Below are 20,746 nucleotides of genomic sequence, written 5' to 3'. Positions count from 1 at the left end.
AGTTCCTCGCTGGCCGGGCCTCTGGCCCTAAGCTGTTGTCTGCACATTGTTTTTTGGGGGTCAATTTGGCACGGCACTCTGTTCCTTGCCGCCAACACTTTCGCATTTTTTCTTAATTTCAATGGCTTGAACCGTGCCAACGCGCGGCACGTTTACGCCAATCTACGCTACAGCTTCTCGTTGTACGCCGGGTCACGAAGACCCGCAGACGGCTCTTGAACGGTCCCTTTGTGGCCCTGATGATCGTCCCATGACCCGCAATGACACCGACATCCGCGTCCGCCCTGGCAAGGTCCGGGACCGCACCCAGAGCTCAGAGCGCGTGGTGCGCCCGGCGCGGGGCTTCCTTGCGGATGTGCACCGGGCGATCCGCCGAGCGGGCGGTGATCCGAACAAGCTGGCCGGGAGTGGAAAAGCTTCCGGACGGTATAATGCGCGCGGTCGCGGTGCGAAGGTGGCGGCGCGGTTGAAAGGTCGGAACCAATGGAGCCGGAGCGCTGACGGGACCCGCACCCGCGCCCGTCGGGTGACGGTGAAGGCGCGGATCGTGAAGCTGAACCCGCAGCGCGGGGCAGCGCGTGGGCGGTCTTTCGTGAGCGCCAAGGCCGTCGATGCGCATCTTCGGTATCTGCTGCGGGATGGCGTCACGTTGGACGGCGAGAAGGGTCAGGTTTACGCAAGAGACGGTGACGTCGCTGACGGCGGTGCGTTTCTTGACCGGGGCCGCGAGGATCGCCACCAGTTCCGCTTCATCGTCTCCGCGGAGGACGGAGCGGAGATTCACGACCTGCGCCAGATGACCCGCGATCTGATGGCGCGGATGGAGGCCGATCTGCAGACGACGCTCGATTGGATCGCCGTCGATCATTTTAATACCGGGCATCCGCACACCCACATCCTTGTCCGGGGCATCACCGATGACGGGAAGATCCTGAACATCGCGGGCGACTACATCGCGCACGGCATCCGCGAGCGGGCGAGCGAAGTTGTGACGCTGGAACTGGGCCGCCAGACCGACCTTCAAGTCACCGATCAGTTGCGCCGCGAGGTGCATTCGGAGCGCTTCACTCGCCTTGACCGGATGCTGATGGCCGAGCAGCGGACTAACAGCGCGTTCGCCGATCTTAGACCGGACAAGGACACGCTCGAGACGATGAAGCGCAATCGTGCGCTCTTGATCGGGCGGGCGCAGTATCTCGAGAAGCTCGGGCTGGCGCTGAAGATCGATGCGGGCGTCTGGCACTTGCGCGAGAATGCGGAACCCGCTTTGCGGGCGATGGGGGAACGGGGCGATATCCTCAAATCGATGTATCGCGCGCTGGAGGCGAACTATCTGGAGGTGCAACGAGGGGAGCTGCCGCTCTCCCTGCATAGGGAAAATCTGCGGCAAAGGGTCGTCGGTCGGGTTCTGAGCAAGGAGCTTTCGGTCAATGAAGCAGGCGACCGGATGCAACTGGTGATCGACGGAACCGAAGGTCAGGTGCACCAGATCGAGCTGCAGGCCGACCATTGCGACGGCATCAGGCGCGGCATGATCGTGTCGGCGACACCGCCGCCGACGGAGCCCCGCGTGGCGGACCACAACATCCTGGCGACGAGGGCGAGCGACGGAACCTACAGCCCGTCGCGGCATATCGAGATCGCACGGGCACGAGAGATCAGCCCCGATCCGGATCGCTATGTGGCATCCCATGTGCGACGACTCGAAGCTCTACGCCGCGCAGGCATCGTCGAGCGATGGGACGAGGACCACTGGTCGGTGCCGAAAGACCTGCCCAAACAGGGGCTCGCTTACGACCGCAAACGCCACGGTCCCGGCCCGCGCATGACCGTGCTGTCACCGATCAGTCTGGAGCGGCAGGTGACCCATGATGGGGCAACCTGGCTCGACCGGGAACTGGCGGGACAGCGGCAAGGCGCGCTGCGGATGGCGGGCTTCGGCGCGCAGGCCGGCCAGGCGATGGACCGCCGCAAACGGGTGCTGGTAAAGCGCGGCGATGCCATCGATGTTGGCAATGGTCGAATCCGCATGCCGAAGGATCTGATCCGGCGCCTGGAGGGGCGTGAGGTGGAGCGCGTCGGGAGCGCGACGGCGAAGAAGCTGGGCCTTCGCTGGCAACCTGTAGAGCCCGGCAGCCAGTTCGATGGTCAATTGACGGGGCGAATGCAACTGGCCAGCGGGCGCTTCGCCATGGTCGATGACGGCTTGGGCTTCAGCCTGGTGCCATGGAACGATGCACTGGGACGGCGCATCGGGCGGCAGGTGTCCGGTGTCGGGATGCCCGGGGGCGGTATCGACTGGACGTTCGGAAGGCAGCGGGGGCTGGGGCGTTAAGGGACGATGAGGGCGGAAAGCGGAAGTTCGCTGCGTATGCGAGTGCTAATGTGTCTTTGAGTGAAAGCAGCCGTTCAAAGGCATGCGGCTGGACCTCGAATTCTGAACAGCTAAACTGGGCACCTCTTTGAGATGCTCGCAACCTGCGTTGCGGCTGGACCTCGAATTCTGAACAGCTAAACTCGGCAACCCGCGCCCGCGTGCCTACGATAGTTGCGGCTGGACCTCGAATTCTGAACAGCTAAACTCTGAAGTGCGAGGGAGACACACTCAGCATCGTTGCGGCTGGACCTCGAATTCTGAACAGCTAAACTCAAGGAACGACTGCTGCGCGCCCGCCTGGGTTGCGGCTGGACCTCGAATTCTGAACAGCTAAACTGCATGGTTCGTCGCCTTAACAAGCTCCGTAGTTGCGGCTGGACCTCGAATTCTGAACAGCTAAACTTTTCTCAGGAAGTGTTCAATCAACTCGCCGGTTGCGGCTGGACCTCGAATTCTGAACAGCTAAACTCGGTACTCCGGACGCCCCGGCATCCGCTTCGTTGCGGCTGGACCTCGAATTCTGAACAGCTAAACTTGCGCCCGCCAGGCGTCGAGGCTGTTGAACGTTGCGGCTGGACCTCGAATTCTGAACAGCTAAACTAGGCCGAACGTAAAACGGGTGTTCCTCCTGGTTGCAGCTGGACCTCGAATTCTGAACAGCTAAACTCAGATCATGTCACGGCCAGCACCGACGGTTGTTGCGGCTGGACCTCGAATTCTGAACAGCTAAACTTGAACCGCGTGAGCGCCGTTGCCGACGACAGTTGCGGCTGGACCTCGAATTCTGAACAGCTAAACTTTCCGTTTCTCCTCCTCGCGCGCTCTCTCGTTGCGGCTGGACCTCGAATTCTGAACAGCTAAACTTGAGACAGCTGATGCTTTTAGGCCATAACAGTTGCGGCTGGACCTCGAATTCTGAACAGCTAAACTCTTCGCGCTTTCGCCTGCGTTGGCCGCAGTGTTGCGGCTGGACCTCGAATTCTGAACAGCTAAACTTCGCATTGCGAGTGGCATCGATACCGACACGTTGCGGCTGGACCTCGAATTCTGAACAGCTAAACTGACCTTCCAGCACCCCCACATGACGGATGTGTTGCGGCTGGACCTCGAATTCTGAACAGCTAAACTCGATCCTCTTCCAAGCCCCTGAAAAAATGAGGTTTTTGGGAGAGGTCGGGTGAGGCAATCTGAGAAAAAATCATCAAAACAGCGCCAATTGCTCCGGATTTTTACGAGCCGTTCTTCGGCCCTGATCCGAGAAATGCACGATATCACGATATTGCCGGTCGGTGAAGTTGAGGATCTGGATGTCGCCCTTTTCAGGCAGATGCCGCTCGATCCGGTTCACGCGGGTCTTGAAGGCTTCCTTGCCGTTTACGAACCGGGCATACACCGAGAACTGGCTACGCTCGAACCCTTCGTCCAGCAGGAAATTCCGAAACTTCGTTGCCGCCTTACGTTGCGGCTTGGTGTCGGTGGGCAGGTCGAACATCACGAGTATCCACATAATCCAGTATCCAGACATAAAGACAGGGGCGGCGGTCATGACCCCAGCCCCGCAAGAGTAAGTGCATCAGGAGGGGCTGGCAGCGCCAGGTTCAGCGTCCCGGCCTCGAAGCTCTGACCCAATGAAATGGCGAGCTTGCCGAGTGCAACCGACACGGGCGTGAGGCCATCGCCCAACGGTAGGTCGAGCGCGATGAGCTGGGCTAGCGTCTGCTTTGCCTCGGTATCCACTTGTGGCCCGTTGCGCGCAGAGAGAGAACGCACGCAGCAATCGACAAGCGGGCGGAAGGGTTCCATCAAGTCGTCGGCTAGGGCAAAGGCATTGCCCCGGTTGGAATGGTGCAATCCGATGGTAGGGTGCAGTCCGGCGGCAACGACGGCACGTGCGGTGGCGGCCCGCAGTACGGTATAGCCGTAGTTCAAGAGCGCGTTGAGATCGGGCGCCGTGCGGTCCCGCCGGAAATCCTCGCCCATCATCCGGGGCCAGTAATGGCGGGCCGCCTGAGCCTCGACGCCGGTCGCGTCGCCACTGGTGACCTTGCGCTTGAGTATGGCGACGGGCGCATGGGCCTCACCCACGGCCTCCAGTGCGGCGGCCTGCATTGCGATCTTGCAGATAACGATCTGCTTCCACGCTTGTTTCATGAGCGGGGCTTTGGCCTGCCACTGGGCGCGAAGCCGGGCCCCCTGAGCATGATGCCCCTCAAGCGGCAGAAGGACGGAGCGGGGCGCATGGTTCGACCCACAAAGGACAACGGGGGCGCCGCGATCCGCCAGTTCGGTCAGCAGCGAGGTCGACCACGTGGTGCCATGGGCGTGGACAATCACACCGGCGATTTGATCCAGCGGAATGCGGCCGATCTCCTCGGCACCGTCACTTACTTTCAGGAACCCTCGCTCGCGCGACAGATGCCGCCCGTCCGTGGTGATATCCACGATCTGGTCCATACGTCACTCTCCAAACCCTTGGAAGACTGACATATTTTAGCGATTCGAGCGAATCCGGGTCAGAGGGCTGGTGGGCCGCCGTCCCTAAGGCGGCCGATTTCATCGACAGAAACACAGCGGATGCCCGCCTTGTGCATCGGTCCTGGACTCATCCGAAAAAGAGCAAAATCGTCATTTGGGTCACGATCCCGGGCATCCGCATTGCTTTCCAAATGAGGTGCCAAAAACAATATCCCCGCTTGGTTGAACTTCTGCACGCAACAGATCACCGTCTCGCCCTCTCGCTCCAACGCCACCATGTCGCGCTTGAAGACACGCAGTAGCCTCTTGGCTGCCGGGTGACGACGTTTTTCGATGCCGGTATGAGCCTCATACGTTGTGACGACCTGCGGTCTTACCTTGCCATCCGGCAGACGCCAAAGCTCATAGCAATGATTACTATCCCCTTTATAGGCCTTGAGAGGACCTCCCTGCGGGCGGGCGCCAATTTCGACACGGGCACTTTCCTGCAAGGTCTCGATCAGCCGAACACGGCGGAGGCCCTGATAGGGTCCGGGCGTTAGGGCAAACGCCCGCAAAGCGGCTTCAAATTCCTTGCCGTCCTTGCCGCGGGTCGCGATTTCCAGCACCCTTTGCAATTGCGGATCGCGGATGTTCTTGCCCTTTGGCGTCAGCGCGATATCGCCAGGTTTTAGTGACAGCAGCGGGTAACGGCTAACCACCTTTTCTTCTTCGCCGTCCAATCGCGACAGCCCGTAGGCGGTGTCGTTGTGCAACTGCCCAGCTGTGCTGTCGCGGCCCTGCTTGCGACCCTCCCGGTCAATGCGGCCGTGATCGGCGCGGTGGCTGACGATGATCTTTCCGAGTTGCACTTCGAGGTCGCTGCGAAAACCCTCCCAGGGCGCGGGCGTGTCGCGGGCGATGAGCTCGGCGGACTGGCCCGCCTCTTCACCCTGCCCAGCGGCTTTGCTGATCCGGTTCAGCAGGCTCCGGTCGGTGGCAGCCACCACGGCGGCGTCGATGGCGTGATGGCGGTGATCGGTGCGGTTCTTGGCCTTCACGGCACCGCGATCCTTGTCGCTCAGCAGCGAGTTCAGCCCCCAGTGGCGCCGCAGCATCTCGGTCAGCCGCCCGGGAACAACCCAGACATGGCCACCCTTGGTGAAGAGCGTGTCCAGATAGGCACGAGAAATTCGGGCGAGATACTGAGTGTCCACCAAGGCCCGATTGAGGAAATCGTTTTCGCCCTCGAAACGTTCCATCGCATCCGGGGCGAAACGCCAACGTTTGTTGTCGGGCAGGTTTTTCAGGTTGGCCTCAATCGCATCCCATTTCGGGGTGTCGCCCCAAGCCTCCCACGGGGTCTGGTTGCGCTTTTCGCGGTTGGCTTCCGTGAGGCAGAGTGTCCGGTTGGCGAAACTGTCATCCAGCGTGCGCGAATAGGGCAGGATATGGTCAACATCGCACGAGCCGTCGAAGACCATTCCCACCCTGATCGGCTTGCCGGTATAGGGGCAGCAGCGCGGCCCGATGGCGGGGCCGAGGTCCTCATATAGCCGCAGAAGCATCCGGTTGCGCCCGTTATCCTTGATCCCAAGGTCTTCGAGGGTCTCACTCCGTTTTTTCGCCGCCTCCGTCGTGTCGCGGATGCGTTTCATCGCGTCCCGCTTCTGCTGCTCGGATTGCTTCAGCTCCCGCGCCAATTCGACCACGATCTGGTTGGGCTTTCCATAGGTCTCGATGATCCTGTTCACCACCCGCCGCAGCTGGTTCAGCCCGATATGCACTGTCGGGTTGGTGATGCGGCCATAGCGGGTGATCTCGTCATCCTTTTCGTCATAGGTGCCCGGGATAACATGGCGGTCCAGCACTTCGCCGTAATAGGGCAAGCGATCAAGGCACTCGCCCGTCCGCTGGTCCGAATGATGCCAGCCGCAGGCGGCAACGGCTTCGGCATAGGTGACGACGTTCGCTTCCAGTTTCTCCAGAATGCGGATGGTCGCGGTCAGCCCCAAGCGCCCGTATCCCTCCGGCAGCGGGGCATTCGCAGTGGCCGCGGCATGGTCGCGGTCAAGCGCATGGGCTTGCATCAGCCACTCCACCAGCGCGGCGTGTTCCGCCTCGCTCTGCACCTTGCGAATGCGAGAGATCACCTCCCATTGCGCATCGCTGTCCAGCGTGGACCAGCGCGGGCCGAAGCGATCCGGATGCGAGAGGCTGGCCCGAACCGGATCGCAGGCGATGGCATCGCGCACGCTGGTTTCCAAGGTGAAGCGCTGACCGTCCGGGAGATGTAGGACTTTGTCAGCCAGATGTTTGAGTGTCAGCGCCGGTCCTTTCGATGCCGACATTGGAGGCTTTTTTGTGGGCCCTCTGTTGTCCAGTGCATAAACGATCTGGTTGCGCTCCTCCAGCGTCAGAGGCCGGGATTCTCGCCCATCCGCTGTGACGCGCAATTGGTTCGCGGTCTCGGAAAGCGTGCGGCGTTGGGTCAGGGGGTGGGCCTTTGGCAGGCGGCGCTCGTCGGGCGGGACATCGTCATACCCGGAGAACAGGCAAAGCCCTATTTCTGGCTCCCTCAGCGGGCGCTGGTAGAAGATCTTTTCGAAAACCAGATCGCGTAGCTCGTCTGTCAGCTCAACGTGATGCGGGGCTTGGGCCGCCCACAGCTCATGGAACTCGTCCTCCAGGTGTTTGCGATCCGGGTAGAAGTCATAACCAGCCTCCTCTTTGCCGTCCGGCCCGTCCCGATTGGCGACAGAGAGCCGGGTGCGCACCGTTGGCACATGACGCGGGTCGCCCGCCTGCTGGCGGCGCTTGTTCAGGAACTCACCATAGGTTCGGGCCTTTGCCTCATTCATCGCCCAGTCAAGCCGCTTGGTCGCGTCCTTGATCTTGCCGCTTTCGTTATCGCCCCGATCCGTCTTTCGGTTCGATTTGAAGCCCCGCCGTTGGTTCAGATGAAACAATGCTCGGCCCAAATGGGTCAGCGGTAGGGCCTGATCCAAGCCGGTTGCCCGAAGGGCGTAAGGATCGAGCCCGGTCAACGCCTTCGCCTCTTGCGGGTCGGCAGGCATCAGACCGGCATTGGCAAGAACCTTCATCAGAGTCGCGCGACGGCGCAAATACCGGTCACGGCGGCGGCGCATGGCGCGGGCAGCCCGGCGATCGACGGCCAGCGAGGCCCCAGATTTCGGGTCGCGCCCATCCGAGAAGATGCGCACACCTCCATCTATCACCCCTATGATCCGGGCATTCGCCTCGGCACCGTCGGTTTCGTACAGCCACCAGCCGATGGAATTGGTGCCGATGTCCAGACCCAGGCGCATCTTGTTCCTCCACATTCAGTATTGGGAAGTCTCTGAGACGTGGGAGGCCCTTGCAACTTGAAAGTGTGACTGGTCCGTGCAACATTCTCAATGTTCAGAATTCGCGGTCGAGCCGTTAACAAGCTCGAAGTAGCACCACATTGAAGCGCGTTCTACGGGGCGCGTTTCCTCTTTGTCAGGCCCGAGGGAAAGCTAGTGATCCAACCTTATCTACCGCCCCAAGATTGCGCAAATGCTGCGACCGTCCGCTATTGCGATCCCTGCATCGCATCATGAGCAATAGCAGTCAACGTCCGCTATGGGCCGTCTTCAACGAAGTAGGTCGCTTCAAGTATCAACATTATGCATACGCTCCGAAGGCCGCTTCCTACGCTACGGCTCTGCTCGCCGGCTTTACAGTTGGCACCGAAGCGAGACTAAGAAAGCTATTCTGTTGACGCTGACGCGCCATTTGATGTCATGACTGCCTTCAGATCGCTGAAATAGCGCATCTCGACGACCGGCCGGGGGCGGGATGTCAAAACGGTGGCATCGGGTACACTCACTTCGGCACCGAACGCTGGTACACCTAGGAAATGACCATCGTCGGTCTCATCAAGGTGGCCGGTCGCGACGACGATGTTTTCTTCGGCTACAGTTACCTAGGTCGACATTTCCGAAATTCGTTCCGGCCAATACAACCTTTGTGCGCGCTCCGGTAGCTCCCAATGGGTAGGCCGTTCCCATGATTTGCTCGGTTTCTACGTTGCGATCTCAAGAGTTAGTGAATCGTTGAGGGTCCGGCTCTAGCTTATCTGGTCTCGTATGTGATCTGTGACCTCATAGAAGTGAAATATTCAAGCCGGTATCGGATTGCCGCCATAGCTGTCTGCGATAGACAAAATAGCACCCCGGGATTCCATTCCCCGATCATCGTTGACGAAAATTTGGTTGGATTCAGTCAAACTTGTCGGGTTGAAGCGCAAACATGCAGTTGTCGAAAACCGCCCGTCTTTGCACTTGGAAACGAACCGAATAGGTATAGTAGTCAGCGCGTGGCCGCTATGCTGAAATGCTACGCGACCACTATCAGAAAATCCTGATGCAAGAATCCTTGGCGACCTGGTTTAATGCGGAGACGCCGAAGCTTGGGCGCTGGGCTGGCGTCTTGCGAGGTTGTCGGATGCGACGGCCCGAACCCGCCGGGGGTCTTTCTATGGCGCATGGCCGACTTTTGATTTCTAGTTTGAAGATCAGGAGCCCTGCCTCGGAAGCTGACAAAAATTGCAATACGCTGCGCCAAGTGAGATTTGGTTCATCGACGATCGCTTGCTGATGAAAATTCAGCGCCCCGCAATACAATATGCAGCAGAAGGAACGCTGGCTCACATTCGCCTACATGTGTTAACTTCCAACAGTTTAGGTATTTAGGTAGGTTCAGTTGTTGAGAGGCACGGCGCGGAATTTGGCGCTCATGGAGTCATTTGCGGCCGAGCAGTTGCTCGTGCGTCGTGAAGCCATCGGTCCAGTCACGCGTGGGTTGGCAGAAAGATTTCCAGAAATGCCAGCACTCTGTATTTGCTTCACTCTCGCGGCCGTAGCTTCAAACTTAGAGGTTAGTCTCGGTCGAGATGGTGCCGAAGGGTTCCCAAAGCCATTGGATGTTTACCGAGTTGTAGCGGTGCTAGCTGCAGATATCTTCAGCCTTGAGCAGCGACGTACGCTTCCGGTTACCGCAAGCACACTTGCGCGGCATTGGGATGAGACCGACGATCTGGTATTCGCGAAACAGACTTAGGCCAACGGGGTTCACATACTTCAGGCACAGACTCAAGAAACTTAGATCCGTGCAGGATTTCGACCATTCACAATCACAGCGCTAGTTTGCAACTCCTCGTTAGCCATTTGTTAACCACCTTTGTCCAAGTTGCGCGTTGGAAGTGGTTGGAGGGCAACTTGAATATTCCTAGAAAGACGATCAGCCTCATGGCAGAGCTCTTGGTTAAGGCAGAACTTTGCAGTCGTTTCGCGTTGGCCGAACACTTCGATGAAATAGTCGAGGCAATGAGTGCCGATAGTGTGTGTTCGGGTGAGGAAGTTCAACGCTTACTCGTTAATGGGATGTTGGCCGGCGTGGAGCAGAACTATGCAGTGAAGAACGTTGACGATACCTGGTCGCAACTGTTGTCGTGAGATGCAACCTCGGTAACCTGCTATGATACCGAGAGAACCAGCTATTTTGAACATCTCGTGATCCTTCTTTCGACAGTGCGGATCTGAGCTTGTCTTGTTGCGCAATGAGCTTGATGCCTGCGGAACTCCAATTCAAATGGTTCGCGGACACGCTTCGATCTGAAGCCGTGCTAAGTTTCCCTCTTTTGTTCCAATCCGCTGTTTTCAAGTACTGCGCCGAGTACCCGAAATTGAGCTTTCGAGATGGCAAGGGGGCAGATGCGCGCAAGAAATTTCCAGTAAATCTTTGAAAATTGAGCTAGCCACGCCTGATCGGCGGGCTAGCTGAGAATTTTCAGGTTTTTCAGTAAGTTGATTTGTTTAGTGACTGCCTAAAACTTGATGGCACAAATACTGTAAACACAACGTTAACTTGCCCGCAAATTTGTGAACTGAAAAGCTCCAACAAAAAGGAACTAGTCCTATCCTGGAGCACTGGTTCACGACTTACCATACAAGGATCACAGCGACTGTATCGCGACAATACTCAGGAGGCCTGCGCGGATAGCCACAAGGTAGAACAATTTGCAGCGCATCTAGTGCCCTACGCTTCTAACCTCAATATCGAGACCTTCCGTGGTCGAAACTCCTTTCAACAGAGCGACCGGCGTACCATCAACCGATACTGTGACGCCGGTTTCGTCGACACTAAGCGTATAGTCTAGCGTTCCCCCGAGCAGGTTATCTCGAATTTCCAAAAGTATGCGGTCTTTTCCAATCTCGAAGTCTTCGATCTCAGCTACATCGCTCTCGGTGATCTCATCTGAAAAGACATTAAAAAGATCATTGCCTTCACCTCCCACCAGAATATCCCCATCCTCAGCAACGAGGACATCGTCACCAGAACCGCCGACTAGCCGAGCTGGCTCACTGGCGTCGGAAAAATGAGGGTGGTGAAGTGAAATCAATGTATCATCCCCGTCGCCGCCCAAAAGAGTGTCAGTGCCGCCTCCGCCATGTATGAAGTCATTACCAGAGTTGCCAGAAATTTCTTCGCTGCCTGAGGTTCCCACAAGAAGATCTCCGCCCGCCCCACCGCTTAGCAGATCGCTGTCATCTCCCGTCAAATCGACGATGTCGAATTCATTTACGTCGAGTTCCACCTCATAAGTCGCGTCCCCAACCGATCCACCTGGGTCAACTACCGGATCCATCGCCTCGGACCCATCCAAGATATCTTCAAGTTGAGCGTCACCGGTGATTGGCAGTTCTCCAGTCTCGAGATCATTGACAGAACTGTCAGTTGTCAAAGGTGGGTCAATACTATCCAGAAGATCTTGTCCATCAGCATCGTAGGGAAGAAGGTCACTTCCCAAATCCGCGTCGGCGCCTTCTTCTTCAGTGGCCGACATCATCTCATCTTCCCCATCCGGCAGCATAGCTACCAAGCCAAGTCCCATGGTCAGTAAAGCAAGGAATGCAATCATCGAAAACCTCCACGTACTAGGTTCATATCACGTCCCTATGTTCAGGTACCTAGTGGGTTTACGTCGTAGTTAACGGATCACCTGTCAGCTCGATCGAATACAAACGATGTTGTTGCCAGAAGCTCGCCCGACCTAGAAAAAGGCGAAGTCCGAAGGGTCCAAGTCCGCCGCAAAAACTCCCAATAAATGGATCGAACCACCGATACCTGTATCTAGGACGACCCCACTTTCTAAATCGACAGCGCCATCAAGAAGCATTGAGAAATCGAGGGGTACATCCCCTGAAAAGATCACAATCTTTTCTGCAGGATTTTGATATTCAAAGTCGCTTATGGTATCGTCTCCATGGTTCTCTCCAAATATGAAGCGATCAGCATTGAAGCCCCCAGATATCCAGTCGTTTCCTTCACCACCATCTAGGAAGTCAAATCCACCGCCACCAAAAATGGTGTCCGAACCGGATCCTGCCTTGACCACGTCACTATTAGATCCGGCGCGAACCAAATCGTCACCGCGCCCACCAATTATGGTATCTTCGCCGATTTCCCCAAACAATCGGTCATTCCCGTTTCCACCAAGCAAAGCGTCGTCACCTTCGCCGCCCCAGACAAGATCATCACCAGCCTCGCCGTGCAAGAGATCAGAGTCCGAGCCCCCATAGAGAGTATCCACCCCAGCTCCCCCATACATGCGATCCGCGTCGTCACCCCCGTCAATTAGGTCATGTCCCGAACCGCCATACAATTGGTCTTTACCAGCATCACCAGTAATCCAATCATTGCCGGCTCCCGCATCTACTGTATCGTTCATTGAGCCGGCAAAAATGCTGTCGTTTCCTTCACCACCATTAATCGAGTCGCGGCCCCAACCGCCACGGATATGATCATTACCCGCTTCACCAAAAATGGTATCTGAACTTCCGTCACCGTTAATGACGTCATCGCCGTTTCCAGAAAATATGAGATCATCTCCCGTCCCACCGATTATTGTGTCTGAGCCAATTCCACCAATGATAGTATCGTCTCCTTCGCCGAGATCATAACTGCCAGAAGTTGAATTCGACTCATAATGGTCGTCGCTCTCTGTAAATCGCATTGTTCCCTCGGGCGATACCTCGTACCCGAGCGAAAAGGTAATTTGAACAACTTCATACGGTTGAAGAAGCAGCTCGAATGCGGTGATGTCACCAAGAAAGTCCAATTCAATCTCAGTAAGCAGCGCATCGCGTTGGTGATCATCTTCATTTCCATAAAAGATACTTATGCCAGAAAACCCAGTAAAGGAATTTACCAGAGAAGAAAGATCAATTGCGTGAAGAACCGAGGTTTCGGATCGGGAGCTAAAGAAGATTGTGATATCATAGGCTGTATTTTGATCGGAGACGGGTTCTCTCCCATGTCCTTTAAAGGCGGTAAGTTCAAGCCCAGAGTTGCTATCCCAATCGATATCCAAGAGCTCGTGCCCCACCACAGTTTGCCTAAGCAAGTCAAACATTGCAGCGCGAGTGGTGTTGGAAACTATCTCCAATTCTCCGATAGTGGATACTTCAATTTCTTCATGTCGATGAAGAAACGCATTTCTCGTGTTGTGCAGAATTGGCCAAGCAAAAGCGTAATCGACGTTGGCTTCAATCATGTTCGTGTAGTGTTCAAGCAGCATGGAAGCTCCATGGACACCAAGGTCTAGCTCGTTTTCCGCAAAGGACATCCGATTTGTTAAGTTGTACTCACCAACGTAGGTGGTGAGATCGGTACCTGCCCAGTCGTTCCATCCCGTACCTGACTCGTCGTGCAGGTTCTCATAGATTCCACGATCTTCTTTGAAGATTCCAGAATCGTTATCGAAAGCACCCGTATCACCATCGCGCCAGTAAAAGTTGCGTACCACCCCATCAATCAGGTCAGCTGGATCTGCCACGGAGGAAAATGCATCCCGTATGGCTTGATTTGCTTCGGTCAAATTGTTGCCATAGGAAGCCGCGAGATTTCCGCTCGCTTGGATAATGATTGACGCGTCAAATCCGTTTTGCATACCGGAATTGATTGCTAGTGCCGCCTTTGCAGCGGCCATTCCATATTCAACTTCTCGGCTTTCATCGCCTGGCGTTCGTCCAAACCAATATTCGTTCCCAAGTTCAAATCCCTTCACGACGTCGGCATATTTTTCAGAAATTTTCTCAACGAGAACTGGAAGTTGGGTGAGAATCTCTTCTTGATTCTGTCCCCCATAAGCTTCTAATCCTTCGACTGGAATTACGATGTTTACACCTATTCCATTTTCCAAGGCATAGTCCAGGAAGTTTGCGAGGAATTGTGGAATCTCGCCGTCTTCAAGTATTCCCGACTCGGAGAAGGCCGCCTTTTCTTGTCCTGCGGGAAACCTGACATATTCGATATCAAATAACTGAACTGCGGAGTTGGATTCATTCGTAACGATCCCTAGTTCGTTTCCACCATTGCCTCCGAATGGAGTCTCACCGGTGTTCGCGTACGGCAAGAGGTTCGTATTGAAGTAGCCCGCCTCCATGTATTGGTTGGTTTCATTGACATCTGTTATTGTTACGTAATCCATTTGGAGCCACCATCAGTGTTCGGTCGCTGCCAAGATGCATGGTCCACATGGCGGAAATTCGTGGTGAGCGGATCTTCTTTGGGTCAGATCTTGGTCATGTTTCGACAGTTTTCCACTTACTGTTTAGATTCGTTTTACTACGAAACTTTGGAGGGATGCTGGATGACTTACACGGTGACCGCGTGGCAATGCTGCCTCATCGGTTACGGCCAATGGTCCTATTAAGATTTTCAGCCTAAGCTCGGAGGCTATAACCGGCTTCCTGTGGGCTCCACGTATACAAATTGGCTCTGATCAGAGTTTGGTACTCTCTCATCCGTTGATGATACTTCCAGCGTGTGAGCCGGTCGAAAGTAGCGTGGGGGCGCAGTTGATTGTAGTCGCAGTGCCATACCGCAATCAGATGGCGGGCATCGCGCGTGGGTGCGACAAGTGCTAGTTGAGTCACTCGATGCGGAGGCGGGCGGTGAAGCTTCCGAAGAAGCCGTTCTGCAGTGGCTTGCTTGGCGGAATGTAGCGCATTTACGCCCGGCGCTTCTCCTCTCCTCTAAGCATCGCGTTTGGAGTAAGCTCGTCTCCGATATCGCCGACTATCAATTGGGGTTACCAGACTATTTCCGGGGAGCCGGTCCAGTTAGTGGGCGACCCGGACACTGGAGACCTAAGTGTCCAGGGCCGCCGCCTGACGTTCGCGAGTGAAGTCGTCGACCACGTAGAGAATGCAAAACTGACGTCCATCCGACGTGGCGTCCGATACGAGGTCGAGCGACCAGCGCTGTTTCGGTTCTCGAGGCGTGACAGTCCGTCTGTTGGTTCCGATCGCCCGCTTGTGTTCGTAACGTTTATGGGCGATTGACCCTTCTTCGCGGTAGATCCGGTAGACCTTATGCCCGTTCACCCTTTTGCCGTCGCGCTCGAGCGGGATGTGACGCCTTTAATAGACGAGCCGCCGCCGTATAGACGCGCGTTTCTTCACACGTCCCGCAGCTCCCTGTCAGTCTGGCGCTTCGATGCACGCCGGTGTATGTGCAGATCGACTCCGACAAACGCGCAAGCCTGCCGCTGAGTGAAACCTTTGCTCTTCGTGGCCCATTTCACAGCCTTGCTCGATGAGCTGGGCTTCAGAAGATTTTTCATGTATCTCTTCCAGCGTTGCCACGTAAATCATTTGCACGGCCGGTAATTTCTTGAGTTTCGCATTCTGGCCGTCAAACGCCATCAGCCGCTTGGGGTAGGCGACCGCACGTCGAAGTACCCTCGCCGTCAGTGGTTGAACACCGCATCACCGATCCCATGCTTGCAGTACAGGTCAGGCGAGCTCATGCGCGGTGTGTGCTACATCGGAATCCCAATGATCTGCGCTTCGCTGAAACAGTTTCTCTTCATCGTCTGTTTCCTTTGTTGGAGAACAAGCTAACGTCGAATCCAAGACGTTTCAGGGGGTAGGTCACGGGCAACCGAGTCAGAATACAAGTGGGCGGCTGAAGGATCCGAAGCGACAGAACCGGAAGAAAAGAGAGTGCCTGAAGCGCAGTTGAGCACAAAATAGAAATGTGATGTAGCTCCAATTTTGCAAAGCCCTAGAAAATCTTTGGAAACAAAAACAAGCCGAGAAAAATACGCTGGCCGCTCCCGTTCCAAATACCCTAATCACAAATGGGATTTTTTGGCACTTGGTTTCACACTATCGGATTGCTTTGGTGCAATCCGATAGTAGGAGCCTTCTAGGCGGCTTTTCGTATCGGCCCTGTGGATGCCGAGCAATACTTCGTCAAGTGTGAGCTTGGTATCCTCCTGTGCAGCTGAAATGAGCTCGTCATAGCCTATTGTAAACGCACTGCTTCTCGGGGCCGCTTCATCTCGTGCCAAATCGGCGACAATTCTAAAAAGAATTTCATGAAAATTCACATCGGCCTCCGGTGCATTTGATTCCAGTATTTTTCATGCACCCGTGAATAAACCGTAAAGTCGTGCTGTTACTGCTGTGGCAATGATTCACGCTCTTGTACACTCAGCTGCGTCTTGTCTGCTCGGTCTGCGCTTGAAGCCTCCGCGTTGGCGAGCTTGCGCAAAACTTCAGCGGTGTGGTCGAACCCGTACTCCCGGGCAACCAGTTCTGCGTGCTTCAAGCGTGCGAGGAATTTTGTGTCGATATCCATAAGAGCACCCGTGTTTACTACAATTTAAGGTTGATCTAAGAATAGTTAACATCAGGTTAATTCGGGGTGCCGTTGGCGGAAAGTCGCCGATATGTGGTAGGTGGAGCCAGTATTGGCACCATTGATATCCTTACCTTAGGTCAACGTCTCTTTGCCACCACACGGATATTTGACGTACACTCAGTATGAATGAGTTGTTTTGCTGCTCCAAAGAAGACCTCGATTTGCGGAGAGCCTGTTCTTCAAATAAATTCATACAGACTATGAAGAGAAGCGACTTTTGCGACCCGCAAATGATGGCCATCCTGTAGTAGCGCCGGACGGGCACGAACGCGCCGGATGTTTGCAGCGCGTATGCATCTGCGATGCGACCTTTTGAACTGGTGACCCAACCCAATCGTGGCCGTTCAGGTGTAGAACCCGTCCCTGCATTTTTGGCCTTAGTGTTGCCGTCAAGGCGTGATCAACGTCATCGTAATGAAGCTCAGACTAGGCAGGCCATTTCGCGCAATTGAAATTGATAAAGACGGCTGGAGCCCAACGATCGCCGTCCTGTTGGCTGTAGCGTAGACTGTTGGTCAATTCGGATTAGTACTTGAGGAGCTTATTCGATCCGTGTCCGTTCAAAGAGCACGCTCACTACAGTGAGAGTTGGTCATTTGCGCAGCGCAAACGGCGACGAACGTCGATGTGATAGTCGCCCAGGTGAGACAAACACTGACCTAAAGCGCAGTCGATACAATATGCGTGCGTTTCGGGCAGTATCGCGGTCTGTGGTTCCGTAGCACTATTCGAGAACACCCTTGCACCTGTCCAATTGTGACAACGCTCTTGCAATGTGTCAGAGCGGCGGAGTTGCAGGTCAAGCATGCGGCAACGGTGACACGTCGAGTTCAACCAACACCGAGAACAATACCTTTTAGACGTCGCCGAAGCTCGCCGACCTTTACGTCTCTCCGAGCATAGGACAAAGCCCAGATAGGGAGGCTGCAACGTTGCCGGAGCTGGTTAGGAAATTGTTAACCAAACTCCACCAATGTGATCTGGCAAAGAGTGGAGGGAAGGAAGGGGATGGTTGTCGTTGACAGGGTATTTCATCTGATTGCGGAGATGGCGCTGGACTACTCCGAAATTCACGGGACGTTCGCTGCACTGGATATTTATGACGGAACAATTCGAGGACTGAGCGAGGACACTGGCATTCCATACGTTGAGCTGAGACAGCGCTTGTACTGCTTTGTAAGAGACAAGACATAATTGGACCGCAGCACATCCCATCCGATGACGCGGATTGAGTGCAGATCGATAATCACGCCAGATGCCATCATTTCTTGGATTGGCTAGAGTGTGGTGATACCACAACTTTCTTGGTGTAGTCAGTCGGCAAAGGCGTAGAACCTATTATTTCTGACACGTAGACGTAATCCGTTCGGCAATTCTGCAATTGGATCAAACTGAGGCAGTAGTCCTGGTGTCGCCGTATGGGTGAAGTGGCCGTTATAGAGAAGGCTTTCACGGATATCCAAACCGCTCTCTCCGCCAGTTTCGCAGGTTTTTTGGGGAGGCATTGCTGGCGGCATTTTTGCTAGCCCAATTCTGTTTATCTAAGCGGTATCAATCCGTTGAAACCAAAACGGCAGCCCCTTGACCTGCAGCTCGCCTACCGCGAACGAACCACTGCTTTGGCCGTACTTTACCTTAGTTCGTCCTCGCGTTCTCGGAGCAGACTTACCAATTCACCAGAGGCCTTGCTCCTATTCCTTCTTGGCCAAGACCATTGGGGCTCTGCTTTGCTTTGTAGTGCATCCCGCAAGCGCTTTAGTCTCGGATCATCCACGGCCACCTTAAGAGGTGCAAATCGGCGTGAGATTTCGGATTCCAGTCCATCGCAGCACAGATGACCATAAGTCCGGCTAACAGTATCAGTGTTGGTGTGACCTAGCTGCTTGGCAATCATTGCAAGTGGCGTCCCGGCTTGAACCAGTTGGCTAGCGTAGGTGTGTCGAAGGCCGTGAAAAACGAAGCCTTCCGGCAAACCAGCCCGCCTAACGGCTTCCCTAAACAAGTGCTTATGGCATCCAGACCATGACCGACCCGAGGACATCCGGAAGACGAGGTCTTCGTCACCTAAGTTTTCAATTTGATCCAAGAAAAATGTCATGCCCTCGGCTGGCAGTACTACGTATCGTCCGCGATAACTCTTCATTGGTTCGAGGTAGATTCCAAAAACGTGTCCGCCGACATGTCGAGCTCTCAGGCCCGCCAATTCGGACACTCGGCAGCCCGTGTAGAGTGCACCCTGTACTAAGAGCGCCAAATCGGGACGGCAGGAGGCGATAAGTCGTTTTGCTTGGGCGCGGGTCAAAAAGAACTGCCGCGGGGTATCAGCGTGTGGCACCCGCCGCAGGCGCCGCCAGTACAGCTCACTTTTGACATCGCCGTTTTCCCATGACATCTCGATTGCAGTTCGGAGAAGTCCGATGACAGTGTTGAGGGTCTTTTTCCTTTTGCGAAGTCGTTCATGATCGAGATGCTCGAGGCGCACGCGGCTCCCTTGGTTGGCTCGACCCCTCTTAGGCGCGGTCTCAAGGACGTCTATGCAGAACTGGGTGAAAATAGATTGGCTGAGGTCCTCGACGGGCAAATGACCGAGACGAGGAATGATGTGATGGTTGATTAGCGACAGGGACGTCTCGAAGTATGTCCTTGCTGCCGCGATACGTTTCCATTCCACAAAGGCATGCATCGCGTCGCCTACTGTGAAACGGTTCTCCGATTTGGTGTAGTTCAGCTTGCTATTGACCCCTGCAGAGTAAGGCTCCGAAGCAGTGGCAATAACATTTGGTTCGGCGAACCAAATCTTTGCGCGCTGCAATGCCTGTTTGTAGGTCAGCCCATCATCCTCCATCATCATGTGCGGCCCAAGCCTTGTCTGGGAATAGCCGCCGTCCAACCGACGAACTCGGGCCATCCAATACAATCTGTCAGAAGCTTGCTTCTGCAGGCCAATGTGACGGCAGAACTCCAGGATGTTCCAATAGGGGCTGTTTCTTGGCTGTAGCTTTCTCACGTTCTCCTGAGAGGACAACGAAGGGGCGTGTGCAGATTTTCGCATGTCTTTGGTGCTCCGTAAGATTGAACGAAGCGAGTGTCACTGGCGTGTCCAAATCAGCAACGTTTTTCCCCAGCGCATAGCGGATTGGGCGTCTGCTTTTGGGATGCTGTGGCGCGGCATTGTACTAAACTTCAAATGGCGGCTATGGGCCGCTCGCTCAAAGTATTTCGCAATTCCAAGCTTTCTCCGACTTCGCTTCGCCGACCCGCTTTTGTCTAATCCGCAACCAAGGTCAGCCTTCTATCTGGCTCGCCATGATCGCGATTGCCCGCTGATAAACCGGCGCCGCATTCCAGGCTTGGATTGCCCTAAAATTGCGCTGGCCTTCCTGATACCCTTGGCCAGGCCGCCAGCCATTCTGGCGTAAGAAATTCGCGGTCGAGGCCAGGGCATCGGTGAGATTATTCAGGTCTATGCGCCTGTCGCCATTGCCATCTACGCCGTAGCGCAGAACGTTGCCCGGCAAGAATTGCGTATGTCCCAGTTCACCATGCATCGCGCCGATTGCATTGGGGCTGATTGTGCCACGATCTACGAGCGTAAGCGCGGCCAGCGCATGTTCGCTGAAAAAGGCAGAGCGGCGGCAGTCATAGGCAAGAGTTGCGATGGCCGAGAGGACGTTTGCATCGCCCATGAAATTGCCAAATCCGGTTTCCATTCCGTGAATTGCGACGATCACTGCAGCGGGTACGCCGTAGGCACGCTCGAGAGAGTCGTAGAACGCAGGATTTGCGGCGATCCGCTGTCGGCCTTGTCGCACAATCGTATCGGCACCGCGAACTCGCATGAATTCTTCGAGTGAATAACTGAAAGAGCGCTGGTTGCGGTCTGCCGAGATCGTGCGTGTGGCGTAGGTGGTAGCGGCTAGAGCCTGCAACCCGGCTGGACCGATACCGGCGGCGGCAGCTTCCGCTGCGAATTCCTGCTGCCATCTGGCGAAACCGGAGGCGTCATTGCCGCACGTGGCGGCCATTGCCCCTACGGGTGCGCCGAGCAGTAGGCAGATCGCTGTGGCACGGCGAATGGAATGGGTCAGGCCAGTGTGCATGGTGTTTTTTTCCACGGTGAATGGATGGCTTCAGAAGACTTGCGAAAATTCTAGC

General features: G+C 55.5%; 12 protein-coding genes and 1 CRISPR repeat array. Of the genes, 2 read left to right on the top strand and 10 right to left on the bottom strand.

Annotated elements, in window-relative coordinates; all coding sequences use genetic code 11:
- Positions 1-250: 250 nt before the first annotated feature.
- A complete protein-coding gene (locus tag KUW62_RS13385; RefSeq protein WP_224815968.1) occupies positions 251-2,335 on the top strand; it encodes a DUF3363 domain-containing protein in 2,085 nt (694 codons plus the stop codon).
- An 81-nt stretch (positions 2,336-2,416) separates the two neighbouring features.
- A CRISPR array of direct repeats spans positions 2,417-3,505; the repeat unit is 36 nt; unit sequence GTTGCGGCTGGACCTCGAATTCTGAACAGCTAAACT.
- A 73-nt stretch (positions 3,506-3,578) separates the two neighbouring features.
- On the opposite strand, the gene cas2 is transcribed toward KUW62_RS13385, so the two are convergent.
- From cas2 to cas9, 3 genes are read right to left on the bottom strand one after another with little or no spacing between them, the layout of a single operon-like run.
- A complete protein-coding gene (gene cas2 / locus KUW62_RS13380; RefSeq protein WP_255599378.1) occupies positions 3,579-3,884 on the bottom strand; it encodes a CRISPR-associated endonuclease Cas2 in 306 nt (101 codons plus the stop codon).
- 35 nt (positions 3,885-3,919) lie between these two features.
- Positions 3,920-4,831, bottom strand: a complete 912-nt coding sequence (gene cas1, locus KUW62_RS13375) for a type II CRISPR-associated endonuclease Cas1 (protein WP_224815966.1) — start codon at positions 4,829-4,831, stop codon at positions 3,920-3,922.
- A gap of 59 nt (positions 4,832-4,890) precedes the next feature.
- On the bottom strand, positions 4,891-8,160 hold the full coding sequence (gene cas9, locus KUW62_RS13370; protein ID WP_224815965.1) for a type II CRISPR RNA-guided endonuclease Cas9: 3,270 nt from the start codon (positions 8,158-8,160) through the stop codon (positions 4,891-4,893).
- 1,863 nt (positions 8,161-10,023) lie between these two features.
- On the opposite strand from cas9, the gene KUW62_RS13365 reads away from it, so the two are divergent.
- Positions 10,024-10,332 (top strand): hypothetical protein, encoded by a 309-nt coding sequence (locus KUW62_RS13365; protein WP_224815964.1) that lies wholly within the window; start codon positions 10,024-10,026, stop codon positions 10,330-10,332.
- Between the two features lie 575 nt (positions 10,333-10,907).
- Here KUW62_RS13365 and KUW62_RS13360 read toward each other — a convergent pair.
- From KUW62_RS13360 to KUW62_RS13330, 7 genes are all read right to left on the bottom strand, one after another.
- Positions 10,908-11,798, bottom strand: a complete 891-nt coding sequence (locus KUW62_RS13360; protein WP_224815963.1) for a hypothetical protein — start codon at positions 11,796-11,798, stop codon at positions 10,908-10,910.
- A 132-nt stretch (positions 11,799-11,930) separates the two neighbouring features.
- Positions 11,931-14,369: a calcium-binding protein gene (locus KUW62_RS13355; RefSeq protein ID WP_224815962.1), complete on the bottom strand. Its 2,439-nt coding sequence runs from the start codon at positions 14,367-14,369 to the stop codon at positions 11,931-11,933.
- Between the two features lie 994 nt (positions 14,370-15,363).
- Positions 15,364-15,588 carry a hypothetical protein gene (locus tag KUW62_RS19110; protein ID WP_370632893.1) on the bottom strand — a complete coding sequence of 75 codons (225 nt, stop codon included), beginning with the start codon at positions 15,586-15,588 and terminating at the stop codon, positions 15,364-15,366.
- A gap of 431 nt (positions 15,589-16,019) precedes the next feature.
- A complete protein-coding gene (locus KUW62_RS13345) occupies positions 16,020-16,277 on the bottom strand; it encodes a hypothetical protein (RefSeq protein WP_224815961.1) in 258 nt (85 codons plus the stop codon).
- Between the two features lie 68 nt (positions 16,278-16,345).
- Positions 16,346-16,528, bottom strand: a complete 183-nt coding sequence (locus KUW62_RS13340; protein ID WP_224815960.1) for a hypothetical protein — start codon at positions 16,526-16,528, stop codon at positions 16,346-16,348.
- 1,693 nt (positions 16,529-18,221) lie between these two features.
- Positions 18,222-19,499, bottom strand: a complete 1,278-nt coding sequence (locus tag KUW62_RS13335) for a site-specific integrase (RefSeq protein ID WP_224815959.1) — start codon at positions 19,497-19,499, stop codon at positions 18,222-18,224.
- A 376-nt stretch (positions 19,500-19,875) separates the two neighbouring features.
- Positions 19,876-20,691, bottom strand: coding sequence for a lytic transglycosylase domain-containing protein (locus KUW62_RS13330; RefSeq protein WP_370632923.1), 816 nt, complete (start codon positions 20,689-20,691; stop codon positions 19,876-19,878).
- Between the last annotated feature and the right edge of the window lie 55 nt (positions 20,692-20,746).

It is taken from the genome of Hasllibacter sp. MH4015, from assembly GCF_020177575.1.
In the GTDB taxonomy this organism is placed as follows: Bacteria; Pseudomonadota; Alphaproteobacteria; order Rhodobacterales; family Rhodobacteraceae; genus Gymnodinialimonas.
This window is presented reverse-complemented; position numbering and strand designations above follow the sequence as displayed.